Genomic DNA, 21,719 nt, shown 5'->3' on the forward strand with positions numbered 1-21,719 from the left:
CAATTTCCCGATTTGATGGTCGGTGAATGCTCATAGCGACGACGATGGCACAAGGCCGATCTGGTTGGGCTGGGGTAGCACAGCTTGCGGGCGCTCGTCACTGTTGAGGGCAGCGCGGGTTTCATCTTCGCCCCAGCCGGCGGCTAGTGCCGAGGAAACCAGAATTTCCAGTCTCTCTGCTTCCGAGGCGTTTGACGTCTCATTGAGGCGATGCCTGGCGGTCTCGAGACACTGCTTGAGGTTGGCTTGCCGGGCAAACGGGTTGTCCGAGTAGGTCGGCGATGCGACGTAGGTCATTTGATGGCTCCTTTATTTTATCTCACAACGAGCAGCCGTCAGTCCGGTTCCACCCCGTATTCCGACATCATGCCGCCCAGTTCGGCAATTCGGGCCAAATTGGCAATACCGTTGAGATCGTTTAAGCTCAGCAACCGGGACCATTCGAACGGGGTGAGGAAGGCTGACAGCCTAACGAAGAAAGCCTTCGCGCCCGAACTCTTCCCAGCCGCGCAGTTTCGACGGTTCATCGTCGGCGCTCACCTCGGGCGGCGTCGGAGCTTTGCCACCCTTCTTGAGGGAGCGGGTCAGTTTCGCCTTCCAGGCCGCACGCCTTCTGTTTTCCGCCGCAGTTGCGGCGTCGTCTTCGCGCCATTCGTCGACGATACCGCGGTCGAGCATGTCCTCGACCGCCCGTGGGTCGAAGACATGAAAGGTTATCTTGCGTGCACGCCCACGAAGCTTCACCGTTCGGGTTCCAGCACTCGGCAGTCGGCCATCGTTGAGCCAGCGATGTCTCTCGGTTGTGGATATGGATAGGATTTCCTCAATTTCGCGAGGAATCACCGGGAGGCTTTCGATATTTTCAAGTGCCTCGGCGACGACTGCCGAGGCCCTGCGAAACTCGGCTTTCGCACATTCGGGCATTCCCAAGGTGAGAAAGCTACCGCTGAGATCAAGCGACTTGCGGCTTACGGAAGGCAATCGGGCTCTGATCTCGAGGAGGATCCCTTTGGCGCGCACGGATGACCCCAGCGTGGCCGCGGGAGGCAGCGCCCAGGTCTGGATCAGGTCTGAAGGGACATTCTTTCTCGTCTTTGACATCTGACTGTAGATGGGACTTCAAAGCAGAAGCGTCAACGACCAGGCCCGCTTAGGCGCCACTGGATATGCCGTGAATGGGAGGCCTTGGTCCCGACAAGCCCTCGAAGGATCATCGTCGGTAGCTGCACGTCGTTACTGAGCTCTTGGCGTTTCCCGAACAATCTGGCCAAGAACCGATCCAAGTTCGTCCAGATCGACCGGCTTCGTCAGATGGTGGTTGAAACCAGCCGCCGAAGCGAGGTCCTTATCCTTGCTCTGTCCCCATCCGGTCTGGGCGATGATCGGAATATCCTTGAATTCGCCGTCGGCTCTAAATGCGCGGCACACCTCGTACCCATCCATATGAGGCAAGCCGATGTCGAGAAGCACGATGTCGGGTTGGAAGGAGCGGGCCGCCTGAAGAGCTTCCCGTCCGTCATGAACGAGGTGATATTCGTATCCGATCTCCTCCACCATCCAGCCCACCACCTGAGCGACGTCGACGTTGTCATCGACAATGAGAACCTTTCCTGTCTGTTCAGAAACAGTTTCATCCACGCTCGGTCGGGCTTCAGGCGTGGTTTCCGCCGGAGCGGAAACGAGAGGCAGCCGAATGACAAAGCATGTGCCGGTTCCCGTTGGGCCAGCTTTTGCCTCTATCCGGCCGCCATGCAAGGTCACGAGCTGCTTCGAAAGAGAAAGGCCGATGCCCAGGCCGCCCTGGGAACGTGTCAGGTGATCCTCGACCTGGGTGAACAGCAGGAAGACATTTGAGCGCATATGCTCCGGAATGCCGATCCCGTTGTCGGACACCACGATGACGACCTCCGTTGTCTCCCGATAGGCTGTTATCTCAATCCGTCCGCCCTCAGGCGTGTACTTGGCCGCGTTGTTCAGCAGGTTTCCGACGACCTGGGAGAGGCGAGCGGGATCGCCATCGACCCATAGCGCTTCGCTTGGCAGGTCGGCCACAAACCTATGCCCGGCCGCATCGATCGCGGGTCGGCTTCCTTCAACCGCCAGATTGACGATGTCCTGGACTTTGACGGGTTCTCTGCGCAGCTCGATCTTGCCCTGGCTGACACGTGAAACATCGAGAAGATCATCGATCAGCCGCACCAGATGGGATAGCTGGCGATCCATCGTCGACCGAATTTTCTCCGCCTCGGCGCTGTCAGGCTTTCGATTCAGAATGTCGAGCCCGTGGCGAAGTGGTGCGAGTGGGTTGCGCAGTTCGTGAGCGAGCGTTGCAAGGAAGATGTCCTTCCTCTGGTCGGCTTCCTTCAACGCGGTTGCATGCGCTTCAAGCTCATCGCGCTGCATTGCCAGCTGTTGGCGCTGCCGATAGAGTTCAAAGAAAACCTCCGCCTTGCTGCGCAGAATGTCGGGCTCGATCGGCTTCTGGATGAAGTCGACGGCGCCAGCTTCATAGCCCTGGAAACGCCACGACCGGTCAGGGCTACCAGCGGTCACGAAAATAATCGGAACCCGCCGCGACCGTTCGTTTCCCCGCATGAGTTCGGCCAATTCAAAGCCGTTCATGCCAGGCATCTGCACATCGATCAGGGCGAGGGCGATATCGTGCTTCAGCAGAAGTTCCAGGGCTTCATCTCCAGAGCGCGCCTTCAGGAGCCTGAGACCCTCACGGCGCAAGAGCGCCTCCAGGGAAATGAGGTTTTCTTCGAGGTCGTCCACCAGGAGAAAGGACACGGGGTCCATGAGCTTACACCTTCTTCAGATATTCAGTGATCGCCGCAAGCGACATGATGTTTGCGCCCGGGCATGCCCGGATTGCCGCTTCGGGCATCGCCGGAGCAAAAGCGCCGTGAGGATTTTGGACAAGGGCTGTTCCACCAGCGTCGACAACTGCGCGCAGGCCCGCAGCACCGTCATGGTTGGCACCGGTCAGGACGATCGCTATCAGGCCCGAGCCGTAGACATCCGCGGCAGTTTCGAACAGCACGTCGATCGATGGGCGCGAGAACATGATCGGATCATCGCTGGACAAGGCCAGAGAGCCGACCGATTCCACGAGCAGGTGATAGTCGGGTGGTGCGAAGAATGCCGTTCCGGCCTTGATCGTTTCCTTGTCTTCGACCTCTCGGACATCGATGGCACATTTCGTGCGGAAGAGTTCGGCGAGAATGCTCCGCTTGTCAGGAGGCACATGCACCACAACGAAGATCGGCAGCGGAAATCCGTCTGGTAGTGCCGGCAGGATCACCGACAATGCTTCGAGCGCGCCTGCGGACGCGCCGATAACCACTGCTTCATGGCGCCGAACGCTCATCAGTCCGTCCTCTGATAGATCTTTTCCTCGCGCACAAACTCCTTGAACGACTTTGAATGCGACGAGAACCGGATGCTTTCCTTGGATCCAAGACCCAGAAAGCCGTTCCGCGGCAGGGAATCCTTGAACAAGCCAATCGCCCGATCCTGGAGGGACCGATCGAAATAGATCATCACATTGCGGCAGGAAACGAGGTTCATCTCCCCGAAGACTGCATCAGTGACCAGGCTGTGATCGGAAAAGACGACGTTGCGGCGCAACGTCTTGTCGAACGTCGCCCGGCCATAAGCGGCTGTATAATATTCCGACAGGGAAGATTTGCCCCCGGACTTTCGGTGGTTCTCGGTAAAGAGCTGGATCCGGTCGAGATCGTAGATCCCGCGCTCCGCAATCGCCAGGGCATCCTGGTTGATATCGGTGGCGTAGAATATCGTACGCTCTTCGAGACCTTCTTCCCGAAAGAGGATCGCCATCGAATAGAGTTCCTCGCCGCCGCTGCAGCCTGCGATCCACACCTTGAGGGAAGGATAGGTAAGAAGATGCGGGATCACCTGCTCCCTGATCGCCTTGAAGTAGGCGGGATCCCTGAACATCTCGCTGACCTGGACCGTGAGGTAATCGAGCAGTCGCGGAAGTGCTGACGGGTCGTGCAGGAGGTTTTCCTGCAGTGCCGAGTAGGTCGAAAAGCCAAGCTGCTCGCGCGCCTGCTTCAGCCGGCGCTTGATCGACGCCATGGCGTAGTTCCGGAAATCGTAGTGATAGCGGACATATAGCGCTTCGAGCAGCAACCGGATCTCGATATCCTCGACCTTGCCGATATGTATTTCGGTCACCGCGGCATCCATACGCGTACGAGTGAGAGGAGCTTTTCGACGTCGAGAGGCTTAGCCATGTAGTCGCTCGCACCCGCCTCAATGCACCGCTGCTGATCATCGGGCATGGCCTTTGCCGTCAACATTATGATCGGCAGCTTGTTCCAGGCGGCGTTCTTGCGGATCTCCCGGGTCGCCGCCAGACCATCCATGACGGGCATCATCACGTCCATGAGAACAAGATCGATAGCCTTCGCCGGGTCATCCCCGGACTTTGCAAGCGCATCGAGTGCTTCCTGGCCGTTGCGCGCAATCTGGATGACCGCGCCTTTCGGTTCGAGGATATTGGTGAGCGCATAGACGTTGCGCACGTCATCCTCGACGACGAGGATGCGGCGTCCCTCAAGGAGGGCGTCCCGGTTTCGGGCCTTGCGGATCATCTTCTGCTGCTCGTCGGGGAGTTCTGAGACGACCTGGTGAAGGAAAAGGGTCACCTCGTCCAGCAGGCGTTCCGGTGACTTTGCCCCCTTGATGATGATCGATTTCGAGTAACGCCTTAGTTTCTGCTCGTCGTCCGCAGACAGGACGCGTCCGGTATAGACGATGACAGGGGGGAAGGAGTGGTCGCCGTCCTGGCTGATGGTCTCCAGCAGCGAATAGCCGGATGCGTCAGGCAAGGACAGATCAAGCACGATGCAGTCGAAGGTCTGTTCCTTCAGGAGCTTCAGGCATTCGGCAGCCGTCCCGGCGCTGACCGTTTCGACGTCATGCGACGTCAAGAGCTTCGCGACGGCCTCCCGCTGGACCTCGTTGTCTTCGACAATCAGGACGCGGTGCATTCGTTGAGAAAGCTTCGACTCCAGCTTTGCGAGCACCTCGATCAATTGCTCCCGCTTGACCGGCTTGAGCATGTAGCCAACGGCGCCAAGCGACAACGCGGTTTCCACATTATCGTTGGCCGATACGATATGGATCGGGATATGACGGGTCCGCACGTCCCGCTTCAGCCTGTCCAGCACCGATAGTCCCGATTGATCGGGCAAACCGACATCGAGGACGATCGCGCTCGGCATGTACTGTTTAGAGAGAGAAAGAGCCTCCTGCGCTGTGCCGGCGACCACGACACGGAAACCCATTTCCCGGGCAATGTCCCTGAGGATAGCGGCAAAGCTGTGATCGTCTTCGATGACAAGGAGAAGGTGTCGTTCGTCTAAGGGTGCGGCGCGGTCGTCTTCGATGATTTGACGACGCGGCGGCTGCGGGATAGCTGTGGTGTCGACCGACGCTGATGAAACCGAGACGATTGGCGCGGCAGAACTAATATCGCGCGGCGCGACCTTCGCGGGGTCGTAGGACTGGGGCAGCACGATTGTAAACGTGCTCCCTTGTCCCTCCCGGCTCGCGAGATGGATGCTGCCACCGAGAAGGCGAACAAGCTCCCGGGAAATCGACAGCCCGAGACCTGTTCCGCCATATCTGCGGCTGATCGTTCCATCGGCCTGGTGAAACGCCTCGAATATGCTTTTCTGCTGTGTTTCTGCGACGCCGATGCCGGTGTCACGGACGGCGAAGGCGACGTGACCGCGAGCTTCAGGCTTGACCGTGATCGTCACGCTTCCTCGCTCGGTGAACTTGAATGCGTTGGATAGCAGGTTTTTCAGAACCTGCTCGAGCTTTTGCGGGTCGGTTTCGATGACGCTCGGGGCGTCTGCGGTGACGTCGACATGGAACTCCAATTCCTTGCTTTGAGCAACGGGATCGAAAAGATGTGAAAGGTTGTTTGTCAGTCTCTCGATCGAAAGAGGCTCCGGCTTTATGTCGACATGCCCGGCTTCGATCTTCGAAAGGTCTAGAATATCGTTGATCAGGTTGAGAAGGTCGTTGCCTGAGGATTGGATCGTCTGGGCGTACTTGACCTGCTCCTCCGTCAGGTTCTCCTCAGCATTGTCGGCAAGCAGCTTGGCGAGGATCAGGGAGGAGTTCAGCGGCGTTCTGAGTTCATGCGACATGTTCGCGAGGAAGTCTGACTTGTAGCGGCTCGCCTGTTCGAGCTCGCGGGCCTTCAGTTCCACCGAAGCATTGACCTGCTCCAGGCTGTCCCGCTGGATTTCCAGTTGCCGCGCCTGTTCCTCGAGCTGCGAGTTGGTTTGCTCCAGTTCAACCTGCTGCTGCTCCAGCCGGGCCTGCGATTCCTTGAGCGCGCGGCCCTGTTCCTCGAGTTCCTCATTGGAAACGCGCAGTTCCTCGCTCTGAACCTGAAGCTCTTCCGATTGCCGCTGCGTTTCCTCCAACAGTTTCTGGAGCTCAGTGCGATAGTTCGCCGAGCGTATTGCGGTTGCGATGGAGGATGACGCATGCTCCAGAAAGTACAGGACGTGTTCGGGGACCTTGCGGAGGAAACCGAGTTCGATGACAGAGTTGACGGTCTCATCGAGAACAGCCGGCGAAATCACCAGATGCCGTGGCTTGTCCTGACCGAGTGCCGATCCAAAGGCCAGATAGCCGTCGGGAACGTCATCGACGAGAAGTGTCCTGCGTTCGGCGGCTGCCTGGCCCAGCAATCCTTCTCTTCCGCTGAACCGTGCAGGGATGGACACACCCGCGGGGACGCCATAGGTGGATGCCCGTCGATACCAATCCTGATCGCCGACGAAGATTGCTCCGGCGACAGCTCCCGCATAACGCGCCATGAACTCGAGAATGCTGTTGCCGAGCTGATCGGTCTGCTGGTCGCCCATCATGGCGGTGGCGAGACCCAGCTGGCCCGTCCTCAGCCACTCCTCATGTCGGCGCGCCATCGTTGCCCGGCGGACCATGACGCCGATGGCAATGGTCAGGACGATGCCGAGGGCTGCTGCAAGCATGCTGGTCACCAGCGCCGTATTGTAGGCGCTTTCCATCTCGGCGAGCCGTGCTGCACGGAGGTTAGTCTCCTCCTCAGTCATGGCGCCGAGTTGAGCTCGCACGGCATCCATTTCGATCTTGCCGCGGTCGGAGTTGACAAGGGCAAGCGCCGGCTCCAGACCCTGCGAGCGCCTCATGTCGATCGTTTCCTTGAGTTCCGCGAGCTTCGCATCCACGTGCTGTCGGAGCATAGGCAGTCGGCGCTGTTGTTCGGGATTATCCTTCGTGAGATCCGCGATCTCGGCAATCCGCTGCGGAATACTGGTCAGGGCCGCCTGGTAGGGGTCCAGATACCGCTCATCGCCGGTAAGGACGAAGCCTCGCTGCCCGGTTTCTGCATCCTGGATACTGGAAAGCACCTTGCTCAGGCCTAAGATGACCTCGTGCGTATGCACGATTCTCGCGTTGTTCTCGCGTAGCGACCGCAGATTGAAGGTCCCGATCGCGCCGCTGATGACGAAGAAGGCGACTGCGGTGGCCAAGGCGAGCGCCACGGCGGGCTCAAGGCTGGATTTGAGCCTGTTGGTGGACACTGCGGCATGCGACATGAATTGCTCTCGCGAATGTGTGACGGTTCCGAATATCCCAGCTTGCGCGCCGAGCACACAGTCGGATCAAGAGGAATGTCGGCGCGAGATAATGCCCTGACACGAAACGTCAATGCGAGATTTCGCATGTTTTCGACTGCCGGGCCCAATGCATCCGGTCACTCCAATGCAATGTATGGGGCCAGGCATCCCGCAAGCGCCATAGGCGGAGCGCCGACGACGTCAGGCTCCGACGGGCGATGGTCGGTTGATGTCCTCCCTCGTCAGCTGATTCACCTTCGCAGAGCGAAGACCCCTCTGTGGAACATTTCGGCATTTAGCTGGTTTTCTCTTTGCAGCGCTCCGCCGACACGCTGGGGGACCTTGCATCGCCCATTATGAAGGTCCGCGACAGGCCCGGCGAAGATCTTCAGATCCGCCGGGCTTTTCATTTGGCCTATGGAACCTTCGACAATCCTATCGGTTTCTGCTTCGCAATGTCCTGACAGGCGCAGTGCAAAGCTGGCTCCAATCCTTCTTGGACGCCAGAAGGCCCGGTTGCTCCCGCTGCCGGGCCTTTTTCAGTCGGGTTTGTTAGCCCTGCCCGAGCGGCGGAGATTTCCCCTGCAGGCTCGCCTGAAACCGATCTGGATTGGGAAGTCAGGGAGCGCAATCGAGGGGAGGTCCACGCAAAAATTTGGCGATGACACCTGAGTCGCCATGGCCTTGACTCTTTAGCGCGGAACGCTGCCCATCATGCTGCAACCTGATCCTAGGCGACAGCTATCTTACGCAGTCGAGCTTTCCCCTGCCAAGGGTCGGTCGGTCCGTCCTGATATCCTTGGGCCTGTGGCAATCTTCCTGGTTCGTGGAACCTGTCTGCGAGGCGTCGATGTTTTTTCTGTCGGCAGATCTACCGAAGCCGTCCGGATTGGTGATGGCTTCCTCTGAAGGGATAGAACTGTGGCTGCCAAATATCGGCCCGGCCTCATCGGGCAGGGACTGGGCATGAGCGTTCAGGGAAAGGCCAAGACCAGCGGTCAAGATCAGATAGGCTGCGAGGTGGAACCGGCGCATGGGCGTTTCTCCTTTGGAGACAAACTCTGCACCGGGGGGTGCTGTTCCCGAAAATCGTCCGGAAGCGGTGACTGACGTCGCGTGCCTGTCGCGCGGAACTCACCAGACCCAGCCTAACGTCCGCGTTAATCCGGGAGCGACTGAGTCGCTCTAACGCCCGAAATGACGCGATGGGCCAACAACTGACATCGGAGGCTCACCTACTTTAATGCAGCTTCGATGGCGTTAACCAAGTCGTTTTCCGTGAAGGGTTTCAAGATTATTCGCCAGTCCTTCAGTTCCTTCAGGGGGCCTCGATCGCTATAGCCGGTCATGAGGATGACTGGCAAAGTTGGCCGCATCGCGCGGATCGCTTTCGCAAGCTCACCGCCGCTCATTTCCGGCATCGCGAAGTCCGCGAGAACGACATCTATTTCTTGATTCCTTGCGAGCAGCCGGAGCGCTTCATTGCCGCTCTCCGCTGACGCCGATGCATATCCGAGAAACTCGAGTATCCTGACCGTGGATTTGAGGACAGCCTTGTCATCGTCCACGACCAAAACACGCAACCTCTTGGAAGTCTGCGCACGGTTGCTCGCATCAACAACGTCCGCCTGGTCATCAGAAACGTCGGCCGCAGCGCGCGGCAGGAAAATCGTGACCGCAGTGCCTCGGCCGAGGCCTGTCTCGATGCGCACGCCGCCACAGGATTGTTTGGCAAAACCGAAGACTTGCGCTAATCCGAGGCCTGAACCCTTTCCCGCTTCTTTCGTCGTAAAAAAGGGCTCGAACACATGTGGCAGCACCTCGTCTGGGATGCCGATGCCGGTATCCTTGACGGCGAGCGCTACGTAGTCTCCCGGCAACGGCTGTTCCGGCCGGGAGGGCGCGCTTTCGATCATGGTGTTGAACGTCTCGACGGTCAGAGTGCCGCCCGGCTGCATCGCATCCCTGGCGTTGATGGCGAGGTTGAGGACGATCATCTCGATCTGGTTTGGATCGACCAAGGCGGGCCAGAGATCCGGGGCAAATCTCGTTTTGAATTGCAACGTGCCGCCCAAGATGACCCTGAACAGATTGTCCATCCCGACGAGCTTGCTGTTGAGATCGACCTTGTGGGGTTCAAGCTGTTGTTGCCGCGAAAAGGCGAGGAGTTGCGCAATGAGTTTCGCGCCGCGCTCAGCAGCGTTCCGAATCAATTCGACGCCTTCCTGATCGTCAGGTCCTTGCACTGTGCGGGAAAGCAGATTCGCATTGGTGAGCACGACACTGAGCAGGTTGTTGAAATCGTGCGCCACGCCTGACGTGATCTGCCCGATCGCATCGAGCCGCTGCAACTGCTGGACCTCGGCTTCGGCGACCTCTCGTTTCTCCATCTGAGAGCGCAGCTGCCGGTTGGCTTCCTGCAGTTCGCGCGTCCGCTCTTCAACGCGACGTTCGAGCCTTCCTTCAACAAGCTTGTGGTCGGTGACCTCCAGAGCGATGCCGAAAAACGAAACCGGCGTGTTGTTCTCGAAACTGGTCTGCCCACGCGTCGCGATCCAACGTTCCACGCCGTCGGCTTTTCCTATTACCCTATATTCGACTTCATAGACTCCATCGCCCCGCGGGTCGACGCACCGCTCGATCGCAGCCTCGACCCGCGCCTGATCGCCTGGATGAATGCCGGCCCTCCACACCTCGTAATCGACAGGCGCGCCTGCAGCCAGGCCCCACATTGCCCTCAGGGTGTCGTCCCACTGCAATTCATTGGTTTGGGGATTCCATTCATAGCGGCCAAGCTTCACGAGATCGACCGCCGCCTGCAGCCTCGCCTCGCTTTGGCGCAAGGACGCTTCGGTTTGCGCTCGCTCGAGCAGGTCGGCCGCTTCCCGGGCCAGCACATCGAAGCGGCTGAAATCACTATTGCTGGGCTCGTGCGGCTCCCGCCAATGGGTCGAGACCATGCCGAGCGTGCGGCCGTTGCGAGACCGCAGCGGCGTCGACTGGACTGCGCGCAGGTTGGAGAGGCGGTAGGCCTCCAGGCCCTCGGTCCCCGCCATGAAGGCGCAGGTCTCGGTGTCGCTGACGAGCACGCGCCGTCCTGTCTTCAGCGCCTCGCCGCACGTGCTCGCCGTGTTGCAGTCGACGCGATCCCAGAACGTGGCCGCGTCCGGATGAAAGCCTCGCCCGGCCAGCAGTTTCAAAATCCCCGTATCAGGCTCAAATATCTGCATGCTCGCGGCCTGTGAGCGCATCACCACGATGGCCGCATCGAGAATCCGCTCGTAGAGAAGCTCAGGGCGGTTGGAGAGCAGCTCCAGGCTGACCTGCTGGAGCTGACGGGCGACTTCGTGCTCTTGTGCGAGTTGGGCCTCGCTCTCGCGCAGCGCCCGTTCTGCATACAGTCGCTCGGTGATGTCTCGCGCGATTTTTGACGCGCCGATGACCCTGTCCGCCGTATCCATCAAGGGCGACACTGTGAGTGAAACATCAACCGGACTTCCGTCTTTACGCCTGCGAACGGTTTCGTAGGAACCAATGCGTTCGCCTCTGCGGACGCGATCAAGAATTGCGGTTTCTTCGTTGTGGCGATCCGGGGGAATCAGAATCATAATCGGCTGGCCGATGACTTCCTCGGCCATGTAGCCGAAGATTCGCTCCGCGCCCCCGTTCCAACTGGTGATCATGCCATTCAGGTCTTTGCCAACGATTGCGTCGTGACTGGACTGGACGATGGAAGCGACTCGCTGCGCCGCGTTCAGGGTGAGCAAAGTCTGATAGGCGGTCGCCGCGAAAACGCCCAGGTTGGTCATCACGCGCAAGTCTTCCGCATCGAAGCGGCGACTGGTGTCATGCGCGACGATCCAGATTGTGCCGACTGCTTCATCCTTGATGAAGAAGGGAATCAGGAGCGCTTCCTCAAGAACGGGCCTGATGGGCTCCCAGTAGGGGAAATCGACTTCGGGATGTGAGCAGATCATGGCGACGCCTTGGTCCAGGACCGTGCCGCAAGGACCAAAGTTGCGCGGTGTTCCGCCGTTTACGTGACTGGCCCACTGCCCGGCGATGGCGCGCCAATGAAAATTACTCTTCCCGTCCCCTTCCTCCAGGAGGCTGAGCCCGGCAGAGTGCGCGCGACACAGACCTAACGCGGAATCGACGAGCTTCTGCAAGATGCCTTCGGGCGAGCGTGCTAATTCCTGCGCCAAGGCGATCAGTGCCTGGTTCTCTGCGCCGTAGTCGGCCGGACGCGACGGACGCCGCCGCAACTCCTCCGCCAAAAGCATGGAACGCAGGTTAGGTTTGAGCTTGCGGCCACTAGCTGTGGTGCGCCGCTTCACCGACTGCTTCCCTTGCTCGGCTCGCACTTCAATCACCTAACACTGGGACCGCGTCCCCGAGCAGTAACTTATATCTCGGGCGGTTCGCCCATCCTAACTTGAGATACATGTAAAATTGCTGATGCTCTTTCGCATGCACAATTCGCGTGTGTACCCTGCCCGGGACGCACCGGTTCGTGCGCAGGCTGAAGGAAACCCCGCCCACCGCGCACGTCTGCTGTAGGTCATGAACGACAAAACTCAAGGTCAGTATAGCGGGTCCGCCTTCAGGTGCATAGCGATCAGTTGAGCCTGGCTGCCAAGCTGTGATTCAAGCTTGCAAACCGGAGTGCTGCCCAACAAATCCCGCGGCGTGCCGCGGGTGAGCGACCGTCGTATCGTCAATGGAGCGATTTCTACCACCAACGCCAATGCGAACGCAGCACTACTCGCTGCGCACCGGTGCGGCCGGTCGCGTCAAACAAGGATATGTCTGCTATCGAACAAAGGGTGGGACCCTGCTTGATCGGCCAACCAAACTGCCCATACCAATCTTTCTCAGGAGCACTAGATCCAAGCGATCGGTGGAGGGAATCTCATGGGAAGTCAAGGTGGTGAGGTGCAGCGTGACAGTACGGGAGGGTACAGGCTCCCCGACCCCGAACCAGCCGCCATCGCTCTCAGTGACGCAAGTGCACTTCTAGAGACACTTACGGCAGTAAGACGAGGCGACTTTTCGGTCAGGATGCGATCCGACCTGACCGGCGTCACCGGCAAGGTCGCCGATGCCCTCAACGATATCATTGCCGCCAACCAGCGGATGGCCCATCAGCTCGAGCATGTCGGTCAGGTCGTAGGCCGCGAGGGTCGCACGAGCACCCGGGTCCGCTTCGGCCTTTCTGATGGCTCATGGTCTGACATGGAGCGGTCGATCAACCACCTCATCGACGATCTTGTCTGGCCGACGACGGCGGTTACCCGGACGATTACAGCCGTCGCCAAGGGCGACCTCTTGCAGACAGTGCCTCTCGACGTCGATGGCCGGCAGCTGCAGGGCGAGTTCCTGCGCTCGGCGGATATTGTCAACACGATGATCAAGCAACTCGGCGTTTTCACCTCCGAGGTGACCCGCGTTGCCCGTGAAGTCGGCACGGACGGTAAGCTCGGCGGCCAGGCTCAGGTCCCCGAAGTGACCGGCGTGTGGAAGGACCTGACGGAAAGCGTCAACTCGATGGCGTCGAACCTTACGGCCCAGGTTCGAAACATCGCCGAGGTCACGATCGCGGTTGCCAATGGCGACCTTTCCAAGAAGATCACCGTCGACGTGCGGGGCGAGATCCTGCAGCTCAAGGAGGCCATCAACACGATGGTAGACCAGCTGCGCTCCTTCGCATCGGAGGTGACCCGCGTTGCCCGCGAGGTCGGGACGGAAGGCAAGCTCGGCGGCCAGGCGCTGGTGCCGGGTGTCGCAGGCACCTGGAAGGATCTGACGGACTCGGTCAATGCCATGTGCGGCAACCTGACGGCCCAGGTCCGCAATATCGCGCAGGTGACAACAGCAGTGGCGCGCGGTGACCTTTCACGCAAGATCACCGTCGACGTTTCCGGCGAAATCCTGGAGCTGAAGGAAACCATCAACACGATGGTCGATCAGCTGAACGGTTTTGCCGGCGAAGTGACGCGTGTCGCGCGCGAAGTCGGTACCGAAGGTCGACTTGGCGGCCAGGCGCAGGTCCCTGGTGTTGCCGGGACCTGGAAGGACCTCACCGACAATGTCAACTCGATGGCGTCGAACCTGACCGCGCAGGTGCGCAACATCGCTGACGTCTCGACCGCGATTGCCAGCGGCGACTTGTCGAAGAAGATCACGGTCACGGTGTCAGGCGAAATCCTGGAGCTGAAGGAAACCATCAACACGATGGTGGACCAGCTGAACGCTTTTGCTTCTGAGGTGACGCGCGTTGCGCGCGAGGTCGGCACGGAGGGCAGGCTCGGCGGACAGGCAAACGTCCGCGGGGTTGCCGGAACCTGGAAGGATCTTACCGAAAACGTCAACTCGATGGCCGGCAACCTGACTGCCCAGATGCGCAATATCGCCGAGGTCTCGACCGCAATCGCCAATGGCGACCTGTCGAAGAAGATCACCGTCGACGTGAAAGGCGAAATCCTTGAGCTGAAGGAGACAATCAACACGATGGTCGATCAGCTGAACGCCTTTGCCTCCGAGGTGACGCGCGTTGCGCGCGAGGTCGGCACGGAAGGCCAGCTCGGGGGCCAGGCCAATGTCCGCGGCGTTGCCGGGACCTGGAAGGATTTGACCGATAGCGTCAACTCGATGGCCTCGAACCTGACTGCGCAGGTCCGTAACATCGCCGAGGTCGCGACCGCGGTCGCGCAAGGCGACCTATCGAAGAAGATCACGGTCACAGTGTCCGGCGAAATCCTGGAGCTGAAGGAGACCATCAACACGATGGTGGACCAGCTCAACGGCTTTGCCGGCGAAGTAACCCGCGTCGCCCGCGAAGTGGGCACCGAGGGAAGGCTGGGAGGCCAGGCAAACGTGCTTGGCGTTGCCGGCACCTGGAAGGACCTGACCGACAGTGTGAACTCGATGGCGGGCAATCTGACGGCGCAGGTGCGCAACATCGCCGAAGTCTCGACGGCGATTGCCAATGGCGACCTGTCGAAGAAGATCACGGTTTCCGTTTCAGGCGAAATCCTGGAGCTCAAGGAAACCCTGAACACCATGGTGGACCAGCTGAACCGGTTTGCCTCGGAGGTGACGCGTGTCGCGCGTGAAGTCGGCACCGAGGGCAAGCTCGGCGGCCAGGCGCAGGTGCCGGGCGTTGCCGGCACCTGGAAGGACCTGACAGAGAACGTCAATTCCATGGCCTCCAATCTCACGGGCCAGGTGCGCAATATCGCCGAAGTCACCACGGCTGTGGCAAGGGGCGACCTGTCACGCAAGATCACCGTCGACGTGAAGGGCGAAATCCTCGAGCTCAAGAACACTATCAACACGATGGTCGACCAGCTCAATGCCTTTGCGGGCGAAGTCACGCGTGTTGCACGTGAAGTTGGTACCGAAGGCAAGCTCGGCGGCCAGGCGCAGGTTTCAGGTGTCGCCGGCACCTGGAAGGACCTGACGGACAGCGTGAACTCGATGGCCGGAAATCTGACGGCCCAGGTCAGAAACATCGCGGAGGTGGCAACCGCCATCGCCAATGGCGACCTTTCGCGCAAGATCACCGTCGATGTGCGCGGCGAAATCCTGCTGCTCAAGGACACCCTCAACACCATGGTGGACCAGCTGCGGTCTTTTGCCGGCGAAGTAACGCGCGTTGCGCGCGAGGTCGGCACCGATGGACGGCTGGGTGGCCAGGCGGTGGTTCCAGGTGTTGCCGGCACCTGGAAGGACCTGACCGACAACGTCAACCTTCTCGCGGCCAACCTGACGACACAGGTCCGCAACATCGCCGAAGTGACGACAGCTGTCGCGCGCGGCGACCTGTCGCGCAAGATCACCGTCGACGTAAAGGGCGAAATCCTCGAGCTGAAGAACACCATCAACACGATGGTGGATCAGCTCAATGCTTTTGCAGGCGAGGTGACCCGCGTTGCCCGAGAAGTGGGGACCGAAGGCAAGCTCGGTGGCCAGGCGCAGGTGCCCGGTGTGGCTGGCACCTGGAAGGACCTGACCGATACCGTCAACGTCATGGCGCTCAATCTGACCGAGCAGGTTCGCGGTATCGTCAAGGTGGTCACGGCGGTTGCCAATGGCGACCTGAAGCAGAATCTGACGGTTGCCTCGAAAGGCGAAGTGGCAGCGCTCGCCGAGACCATCAACAACATGACCAATACGCTTGCCACCTTCGCCGACCAGGTCACGACGGTGGCCAGAGAAGTCGGCGTCGAGGGTCGGCTTGGCGGTCAGGCAAATGTCCCTGGCACTGCCGGTACCTGGAAGGACCTGACTGGCAACGTCAACCTGCTCGCTGCCAACCTGACGACGCAGGTGCGCGCGATTGCCGAGGTCGCGACCGCCGTCACCAAGGGCGATCTCACCCGATCGATCCAGGTCGAGGCCCGCGGCGAAGTGGCGGAGCTCAAGGACAACATCAACACCATGATCGACAACCTGCGCCTGACGACCGAGCGCAATACCGAGCAGGACTGGCTGAAGACGAACCTGGCGCGCTTTACGAACATGCTGCAGGGCCAGCGCGACCTGACGCTGGTCGGCAAGATGCTGCTCTCGGAACTGGCGCCTCTCGTCGGCGCGCATCAGGGCGTCATCTACCAGGTCGATGATGGGCAGCAGCCTGTTCTCTCGCTGCTGTCGGTCTATGCGGAGGGCATCGAGGCTGCGCATCCGGCGCGGCTCGAATTTGGCCAGGGGCTGGTGGGTCAGTGCGCGAGCGATGCCAGACGTATCCTGGTCACCGATCTTCCCGGTAATGTCGTTCCGATCAGTTCCGGTGTGTTCTCGGTCCTGCCGAGAAGTGCGATCGTCCTGCCGGTTCAGTTCGAAGGGCAGGTCAAGGCGGTCATCGAGCTTGCCTCGGCGGGGAGTTTCACGGCGCTGCAGCTTTCCTTCCTCGACCAGCTGACCACCTCCATCGGCATCGTGCTGAATTCGATCGAAGCGACGATGCAGACGGAAGGCCTGCTCAAGCAGTCGCAGCAGCTCGCCGCAGAACTTCAGACCCAGCAGCGCGAGCTGCAGCAAACCAACGAACAGCTGGAACAGAAGGCTCAGCAGCTCGAAGAGCGCAACGTCGAGGTCGAGGGCAAGAACCAGGAGATCGAGCAGGCTCGTCATGCGCTGGAGGAAAAGGCGGCCGAACTGGCGCTGACCTCGAAGTACAAGTCGGAATTCCTGGCGAACATGTCGCACGAACTGCGCACGCCGTTGAATTCGATCCTCATCCTCGGCCAGCAACTCGGGGAAAACCCGGATGGCAATCTCTCGGCAAAGCAGGTGGAGTTCGCCAGGACGATCCATGGGGCGGGCACCGATCTCCTCAACCTGATCAGCGACATCCTTGATCTCTCCAAGATCGAATCCGGCACCGTCTCTGTCGACGCGGAAGAGATTTTCATCAGCAACCTGCTTGACGTGATGGCCAGACCCTTCCGGCATGAGGCCGACAATCGCGGACTGTCCTTCTCGGTCGATATTGGGACGGATGTCGCAAGAAGCATCATCACCGACTCGAAGCGCCTCCAGCAGATCCTCAAGAACCTGTTGTCGAACGCCTTCAAGTTCACGGCCCAGGGCGGTGTGACGCTGCGGGTTGCAGCGGCGCGGGGCGGCTGGTCGCCGGATCATCCCTCATTGAAGCATGCGCCTTCTGTCATCGCCTTCGAGGTAACAGACACGGGGATCGGCATTCTTCCTGAAAAGCAGCGCATCATCTTCGAGGCGTTCCAGCAGGCGGATGCCTCGACCAGCCGGCAATATGGCGGCACGGGCCTTGGCCTTGCCATCAGCCGTGAACTTGCGAACCTGCTTGGCGGTGAGATCCAGCTTCGCAGCCAGCCTGGTGTTGGAAGCACTTTCATTCTTTATCTGCCTCTGACCTTTGTCGGGGCGGGCATTGCGACGCCGAAAGCGGCTTCCACGTCAAGCAATGTCGTGCAGCTGTCGGAGGCCATGGCGGGCCGACGTGCTGACAGGGCCGGCGACCATGTCGAAGACGACCGGCAGACCATCACCTCTGCCGACACGGTTCTGCTTGTCGTCGAGGATGACGCCCACTATGCGCGCGTCCTGGTCGATCTTGCCCGTGACAACGGCTTCAAGGTTCTGTTGGCGACGCGCGGCAGTGACGCACTTGCCCTGGCGCAGGAGTATCAGCCGGCCGCGATCTCGCTCGACATCTTCCTTCCCGACATGCTGGGCTGGACGGTGTTGAGCCAGCTAAAGCAGAATTCAAAGACGCGGCACATCCCGGTCCAGATCATCAGCCTCGACGAAGACCGGCAGCATGGTCTGACCCGCGGTGCCTACGCCTTCATGAGCAAGCCCACCACGCCGGAAGGGTTGGGGAAGGCCCTGTCGCAGCTGAAAACCTTTGCGCAGCCGAGGCGCAAGCGGCTGCTGCTGGTGGAGGATAACGAAGCCGAGCGTATCAGCGTCACGGCGCTGCTCGAACATGACGATATCGACATTGCAAGCGTCGGCACCGGACGGGATGCTCTCGCTGCCCTGAAGGATGACGCAGCCGACTGCGTTGTGCTTGATCTGTCGCTACCAGACATGTCGGGCTTCGAGGTCCTCGAGAAGATGCGCGATGATGCCGAGATCGGCGAGATTCCGGTTGTGGTCTTCACCGGCCGGGAACTCTCCCCGGAAGAGGATGCGCGGCTTCATAGCATGGCCCGCAGCGTGGTTGTGAAGGGGGTTGAATCGCCCGAACGCCTGCTCGATGAGACAGCACTCTTCCTGCATCGTGTCGTCGCCGACATGCCCCGGGAAAAACAGGCGATGCTCGAGGAACTGCACAGTTCCGACGAGGATCTGATTGGCGAGACCGTCCTGCTTGTCGACGATGATGCGCGCAACATCTTTGCACTGAGCAGCGTGCTGGAACGTCGCGGCATGAAGGTTCTGACGGCGACCACGGGCAGCGAGGCGATCGAGGTCATCCAGAGGGAGCCTGATGTCGCGATCGTGCTGATGGATATCATGATGCCTGGGATGGATGGCTACGAGACAATGCAGGTTATCCGTTCGGACCCGAGCTTCCGGCGCCTGCCGATCCTGGCACTGACAGCAAAGGCGATGAAAGGAGACCGCGAGAAATGTCTGGAAGCGGGAGCGTCGGACTATCTGGCAAAGCCTGTCAACACCGAGCAGCTGCTGTCGGCGCTGCGCATGTGGCTGCATCGCTGAGGATAGTGTCATGAGCCCAGTCAATATCCTTCTCGTCGATGACCAGCCCGCAAAACTCCTTAGCTATGAGGTGATCCTCCAGGACCTCGGCGAAAACCTCATGAAGGCCCAGTCGGGCCGGGAGGCTCTCGAGTGTCTGCTGCGCAACGAGATCGCAGTGATCCTGGTTGACGTCTGCATGCCTGAGCAGGACGGCTTCGAGCTGGTGAGCATGATCAGGGAGCACCCCCGCTATCAGAATACCGCGATCATCTTCGTCTCTGCCGTGATGATGGCTGAGCCGGACCGTCTGCGGGGTTACGAGGCCGGAGCAGTCGATTACGTCTCCGTCCCGATCGTTCCCGAGGTGCTGCGCGCCAAGGTGCGGGTGTTTGCCGATCTTTTCCGGAAGACCCGCGAACTGGAACGTCTGAATGCCGATCTTGAGGCGCGGGTGCAACAGCGCACGGCGGAGCTTGAAGCATCCTCGACGGAGCTGCGCCAGCTGAACGAGGATCTCGAGCGGCGCATCGACCAGAAGACGCGCGAACGCGAGGATGCGCTGGCGCAGCTCTTCGAAGCCCAGAAGCTCGATACGATCGGCCAACTGACCGGCGGTGTCGCCCACGATTTCAACAATCTCCTGATGGCGATATCAGGAAGCCTCAACCTTTTGAAAAAGCGACTGCCGTCCGATGAAAAGAGCGAGCGCCTGATTGGAAATGCGATGCAGGCCGCAGAGCGTGGCTCGGCGCTGACGCAGCGACTTCTTGCGTTCGCCCGCCGTCAGGATCTGAAGCCCCAGGCCGTCAACTTCGAGCGGCTGTTCGACAGCGTCGAAGACCTGCTGAGCAAGGCTGTCGGCCCCCAGATCGCGATTGCGCGGCGGATCCCCAAGGAGCTGCCGCCAATACTGGTCGATGGCAACCAGCTTGAACTGGCTCTGCTCAATCTGTTCGTCAACGCGCGGGACGCACTGGGGCAGGGCGGAACCGTGACGGTGACGGCCCAGTCAATGGATGGCGAGGATCGTCCGACGTCGCTGAAGGAGGGCCGCTATATCAGGATATCGGTCTCCGACGACGGCGAGGGAATGGATGAGGCGACCTTGTCGCGCGCCACTGAACCGTTCTTCACGACCAAGGGGGTAGGAAAGGGGACGGGTCTTGGGCTTTCAATGGTCCATGGGCTAGCAGCGCAATCTGGAGGCGTTCTGCAGGTATCAAGCATCGCAGGCCAAGGCACGACCGTATCGCTCTGGTTGCCTGTCGCTGACACCGCGGAGGAGCCGATGTCTGCGACGGAGCAGCGTGCCATGGCAAGCGCCTCGGATGTACCTGCATCGCTGAGCGTCCTCGTCGTCGATGATGACGCGCTTGTCCGGTTAGGAACCGTCGCGATGCTTGAAGATCTCGGTCATACTGCCTTGGAAGCCGCATCGGCCTACCAGGCGCTGGATCTGCTGGCTGCCTCCTCCCGCGTGGACCTCGTTGTCACCGATCATGCCATGCCCGCAATGACAGGTGCGGATCTGGCGCGGCAGATCTTCGCGTCCCACCCCGGTTTGCCGGTCATTCTTGCCTCGGGCTATGCAGACCTCCCTGATGATCCAGCCTATGTCGGTATGTTGAGGATGACAAAGCCCTTCACCCAGGAACAGCTTCGTGACGCGATCGAACGGGTGCGGCTGGAAAGGGTGGCAGCGGCGTGAATCTCAGGCGGACGTTCTCCTCCGGTCGTATGGTCAGGTTGAAACGATCAGGGAGAGACATATGTTGCGGCCGAAGCTGCTGATCCTGATCATGGCGATCATTTTCCTGCTTATCGTGGCGCTGGCGATGTGGTGGTAATCGCCCGGCACCGCCAGGGCCTTCATTTGGCTTTAAAAACCCCCATCAGATAGCAGGGATATGAATTGCGCTCTGTGCTTCAAATCAAAACCGAGTTGGCACACCGGTACCGAGATCCGCCTGCGTCGGGGGCTTTTATTCTTTGGTGGACCGTTATTGCGGTTCGGACGCGGTTTTGGCCCTCTCGATCCGCTTGGCGACGTCTATAGAGAGCACGTCGAAGAGAGGGACAAGGCGCTCGGCAGTATCGATCGCATTTTTTCCGATGCCGTGCTGATGATATTCCGCGAGCTGGGAAGAGGTGGCTTTAACCTGGACCGCTACTTTCCGTTCAATCGCTTGCAGTTCAGCAACTGTCAGATCAGGCTTCAAAAGCGTCGCCTGTAGTTCGCTATAGAGGCGCTCAGTCTCGGTGATTTGGCCAATCCAGTGCCCGCTGCGCGTTTGGGCTCTCGGCTCCACGGCTGTGGTTGATTGTCCCGAGCTATGGGTTGCTTTGCGGGGGCTGGAAGAGAGAGTTCGCCCTGATCCATCTGTCGGGCCATTTTTACCACTGCGCCTGAAAAGCTTATCGACTATCCCCATCATCGCCCCTGCGTATTGATGTTTATTGCTGTTCATTGCCTTGCAGGCGCGCTCGAAGCGAGTTGCGATGCTCCCCAACTCGATCCATGCCCCGCATATTAGACATCAATTCATTATTTTCCGTTGACGCCCCACAAATAGACTGCGGCGTGATGAGCCGATCCTCAGGTCGATAGACGATCAAGCTCAAAGCGTAGTGGACGAATTAACGCCCCTTCAAGGGTTGTTTAGGGGGTCCTTATGTTTCCGGCATCGCTCCTTCGAATATCGTAGAGGTGGTGTCCGGGGGTAGCCGCCTGTTCGAAGGCTGAGGGCACCAGCGCTGAGGTCTGAGCCGGGGTTATCGGTAATGGAGGCTGGTGTGTGGCGCATCAGACTGAAGTCTGACCATCGGAACCAGATTTCGTTCGACATGTTATCCGACAAGAGTTCAAAG

The 21,719-nt window shown here is 59.8% G+C and carries 11 protein-coding genes; 2 read left to right on the top strand and 9 right to left on the bottom strand.

The genetic code is table 11. The annotated features are described in order from the left end of the window. Nucleotides 1-30: 30 nt before the first annotated feature. The 8 genes from FHT76_RS36805 to FHT76_RS36840 form a co-directional block, all read right to left on the bottom strand. Entirely contained in the window at nt 31-297 is a 267-nt protein-coding gene (locus FHT76_RS36805; RefSeq protein ID WP_183757985.1) for a hypothetical protein, read from the bottom strand. Nucleotides 298-468: 171 nt separating this feature from the next. Then, nucleotides 469-1,101: a hypothetical protein gene (locus FHT76_RS36810; RefSeq protein ID WP_183757983.1), complete on the bottom strand. Its 633-nt coding sequence runs from the start codon at nt 1,099-1,101 to the stop codon at nt 469-471. Nucleotides 1,102-1,233: 132 nt separating this feature from the next. Next, nucleotides 1,234-2,799, bottom strand: coding sequence for a response regulator (locus tag FHT76_RS36815; protein ID WP_183757982.1), 1,566 nt, complete (start codon nt 2,797-2,799; stop codon nt 1,234-1,236). A gap of 4 nt (nt 2,800-2,803) precedes the next feature. Continuing rightward, on the bottom strand, nt 2,804-3,370 hold the full coding sequence (locus FHT76_RS36820; RefSeq protein WP_183757980.1) for a chemotaxis protein CheB: 567 nt from the start codon (nt 3,368-3,370) through the stop codon (nt 2,804-2,806). Continuing rightward, nucleotides 3,370-4,215, bottom strand: a complete 846-nt coding sequence (locus tag FHT76_RS36825; RefSeq protein ID WP_183757978.1) for a protein-glutamate O-methyltransferase CheR — start codon at nt 4,213-4,215, stop codon at nt 3,370-3,372. Before FHT76_RS36825 ends, FHT76_RS36820 begins: the two co-directional genes overlap by 1 nt. After that, nucleotides 4,200-7,634, bottom strand: a complete 3,435-nt coding sequence (locus tag FHT76_RS36830) for a response regulator (RefSeq protein ID WP_259186541.1) — start codon at nt 7,632-7,634, stop codon at nt 4,200-4,202. The genes FHT76_RS36825 and FHT76_RS36830 overlap by 16 nt, the downstream gene beginning before the upstream one ends. 762 nt (nt 7,635-8,396) lie before the next feature. Then, nucleotides 8,397-8,690 (bottom strand): hypothetical protein, encoded by a 294-nt coding sequence (locus FHT76_RS36835; RefSeq protein ID WP_183757973.1) that lies wholly within the window; start codon nt 8,688-8,690, stop codon nt 8,397-8,399. Between the two features lie 200 nt (nt 8,691-8,890). Further along, nucleotides 8,891-11,992 (bottom strand): PAS domain S-box protein, encoded by a 3,102-nt coding sequence (locus tag FHT76_RS36840; RefSeq protein WP_259186542.1) that lies wholly within the window; start codon nt 11,990-11,992, stop codon nt 8,891-8,893. A gap of 577 nt (nt 11,993-12,569) precedes the next feature. On the opposite strand from FHT76_RS36840, the gene FHT76_RS36845 reads away from it, so the two are divergent. Together FHT76_RS36845 and FHT76_RS36850 are read left to right on the top strand one after the other, a co-directional pair. Next, a complete protein-coding gene (locus tag FHT76_RS36845; protein WP_259186543.1) occupies nt 12,570-18,869 on the top strand; it encodes a HAMP domain-containing protein in 6,300 nt (2,099 codons plus the stop codon). A gap of 10 nt (nt 18,870-18,879) precedes the next feature. Further along, nucleotides 18,880-20,559, top strand: a complete 1,680-nt coding sequence (locus FHT76_RS36850) for a response regulator (RefSeq protein ID WP_183757967.1) — start codon at nt 18,880-18,882, stop codon at nt 20,557-20,559. 292 nt (nt 20,560-20,851) lie between these two features. Here the strand turns inward: FHT76_RS36850 and FHT76_RS36855 are convergent, their stop codons facing one another. Further along, the gene (locus FHT76_RS36855) at nt 20,852-21,319 is read right to left on the bottom strand and encodes a hypothetical protein (protein WP_259186544.1); all 468 of its coding nucleotides are present in this window, start codon (nt 21,317-21,319) and stop codon (nt 20,852-20,854) included. Between the last annotated feature and the right edge of the window lie 400 nt (nt 21,320-21,719).

This window comes from Rhizobium sp. BK176 (assembly GCF_024808055.1).